Source organism: Sphingomonas sp., assembly GCF_048594985.1.
Lineage (GTDB): Bacteria > Pseudomonadota > Alphaproteobacteria > Sphingomonadales > Sphingomonadaceae > Sphingomonas_I.
This window is the reverse complement of sequence record NZ_JBMDXG010000068.1, coordinates 1-2,549: the sequence shown is the minus strand read 5'-3', so window position 1 is coordinate 2,549 and position 2,549 is coordinate 1. Positions and strand designations below refer to the sequence as shown.

The window sequence follows — 2,549 nt, the reverse complement described above, 5'->3', positions numbered from 1 at the left end:
CCGATCGGGCGGAAGCGCCAGACCAGGAACTCCTCCGTCCGCCCCGCGCGCCGTAGAAAGACGGCGTGGGGCTGGCCGCGCATCGGCAGCGGGGAAAGTTCGGCCTGCCCCTCGCGCCGCGCAATCTGCGCGGCGGCAGCGAGGCGCGCCGCGTCGGCGGGCTCGATGGGTAGCTGCGCGGGCGTGGTCAGAAGCCCGAACTGGCTTTCGTAGGTAGGGCTGACACAGACGAGCCGCCCCGCCCCGTCCGTGATCGCCGTCGCGTCCAACCCGTCGGCGAAGGCGGCGTTGAGCAACGGCCAGTCGCCCGCAAGCGGCAGCGTCTGCACGGAGGGGCGGAACAGGCGCGCGCCGACCATGATTCCGCCACCGACCAGCAACGCCGCGACCGCCGCGCCGAGCAGCGCCGGCGCAAGCTGCCATGCGGCGACCGCGACCGTCAGTGCACCGAGCAGCCCCAGCCCCACCGCCGCCACCAGATGCATCCGCCCGGAGCCGGGCGGCGTCAGGAAGGTCGACGGCGCGGGGCTGCTCGCCATGCTATCCGTCAGCCGCGGTCACGCAGCAGGCGCTGGGCGTCGCGTTTCCAGTCGCGTTCCTTCACCGTCTCGCGCTTGTCGTGCAGCTTCTTGCCCTTGGCGAGCGCCAGCTCGACCTTCGCCCGCCCGCGGCCGTTGAAATAGACCGACATGGGCACCAGCGTCATGCCCTCGCGGCTCAGGCCCTTGTGGATCTTCTCGATCTCGCGCTCGTGCAGCAGCAGCCGGCGGGGACGCTTGGGCTCGTGGTTGAAGCGGTTGCCGTGGCTGAATTCCGGGATGTTGGCGTTGACCAGGCTCGCCTGCCCGTCCTTCACCTCGGCATAGGCCTCCGCGATCGACCCTTCGCCGAAGCGCAGCGATTTCACCTCGGTGCCGGTCAGCGCGATTCCCGCCTCGAAGAAATCCTCGAGGAAATAATCGAACTTCGCGCGCCGGTTTTCGGCGACGATCTTCTTCTTGTCGAACTCGGCGGGACGGGGACGGGCCATGCCCGCGACGTAGGATAAGACTCCGGCGGATGCTAGGTCCGGATCACGCGGACGACGGCGACGCTCCCGCCGATGTCTCGGGTCAGATCAGGCCCGCATGCGCCAGCGCGGCGTCGACGGCGGCGCGGCTGGCGGCCGAAGGCGGCGTCATCGGCAGGCGCAGCTCGGTCGGGAAGCCGGGGCGGACCTTGCCCAGCGCATATTTGACCGGGCCGGGCGACGCGTCGCTGAACAAGGCGGCGTGAAGCGGATAGAGCCGGTCCTGCAGCGCCAGCGCATCGGCATAGCGCCCCTCGGCGCACGCCGCCTGAAAATCGGCGCACAGGCGCGGCGCGACGTTGGCGGTGACCGAGATGCAGCCCCGCCCGCCCATCGCCATGAAGCCCAGCGCCATGTCGTCATTGCCCGAAAGCTGGCAGAAATCGGGCCCGCACGCCGCACGCTGGGCGGAGATGCGCGCGGCGTTGCCGGTCGCGTCCTTGACCCCGATCACGGTCGGCAGCTTCGCCAGCACGCCCATCGTTTCGACCGCGATGTCGACAATGGTGCGCGCGGGCACGTTATACAGCACGATCGGCAGATCGCATCCGTTCGCCAGCGCGGTGAAGTGCGCGATCACGCCCTCCTGATTGGGGCGGTTGTAATAAGGCGGGACGAGCAAGGCGGCATCCGCTCCCGCTGCCTTGGCCGAGCGCATGTGGCTGAGCGCCACCGCCGTGTCGTTCGATCCGCAGCCGGCGATCACGGGCACGCGCCCCGCCGCCTGCTCGATGCAGATGCGGACGGTGCGGTCATGCTCCTCGATCGTCATCGTCGCGCTTTCGCCCGTCGTGCCGCACGGCACGAGCGCGGACGATCCGTTTTCGACCTGCCAGTCGACCAGCGCGCGGAACGCCGCTTCGTCGATCCGGCCATCTCGGATCGGCGTGACCAAGGCAGGAATCGACCCGCTGAACATCTTGATTCCCTTCACCTTCCGGCCCGACGGGCGCATAGAGGGGACATGACGTCGCCCCAATTCCGTCGCGCGCCTGATAGGGATGCACGCCGCCCCCTGTCCAGCATCGCCCGCTGCGCACCGGCCGCAATTCTGCTGGTTTCGGTCGCGACCGCCGCTGCGACGCTGACCAATATCCAGCCCGATCGGCCGGCCGCGCCCGCCCCGGCGCAGGCCACGCCTCCCTCGCCGGCGATGATCGCCAACGACCCGCTCTGGCCCGCCGTGCAGGAATGGAACCGGTTGCGCCAGAGCGACCGCCTGCCCTTCACCGATTATGCGCGCTTCCTGACCGCGCACCGCAACTGGCCGGGCGAGGCCGCGCTGCGCCGCGCGGCCGAACGCGCGATCCGCCCGGACGGGGAGAATGCGGCGGACGTGGTCGCCTTCTTCGACCTTTACCCCCCGACGACCGGCACCGGGCGCGTCCGCTATGCCGAGGCGCTCGCCTCGCTCGGCCTCGCCCCCAAGGCACGCGAGGCGGCGGCGGCGGCGTGGACGCTCGGGCCCCAGGGCGCGGAC

At 70.6% G+C, this 2,549-nt stretch carries 2 protein-coding genes and 2 pseudogenes; 1 reads left to right on the top strand and 3 read right to left on the bottom strand.

The window, feature by feature from the left end:
* The 3 genes and pseudogenes from ACOJSF_RS02445 to dapA form a co-directional block, all read right to left on the bottom strand.
* Window positions 1-539: pseudogene (locus ACOJSF_RS02445) on the bottom strand (hypothetical protein); the annotation flags it as partial.
* An 8-nt stretch (window positions 540-547) separates the two neighbouring features.
* Window positions 548-1,030, bottom strand: coding sequence for an SsrA-binding protein SmpB (gene smpB / locus ACOJSF_RS02440; RefSeq protein ID WP_420140645.1), 483 nt, complete (start codon window positions 1,028-1,030; stop codon window positions 548-550).
* Between the two features lie 82 nt (window positions 1,031-1,112).
* Window positions 1,113-1,988: a 4-hydroxy-tetrahydrodipicolinate synthase gene (dapA, locus tag ACOJSF_RS02435; RefSeq protein WP_420140644.1), complete on the bottom strand. Its 876-nt coding sequence runs from the start codon at window positions 1,986-1,988 to the stop codon at window positions 1,113-1,115.
* A 45-nt stretch (window positions 1,989-2,033) separates the two neighbouring features.
* Here dapA and ACOJSF_RS02430 point away from each other — a divergent pair.
* Window positions 2,034-2,549, top strand: a pseudogene (locus ACOJSF_RS02430) (hypothetical protein); the annotation flags it as partial.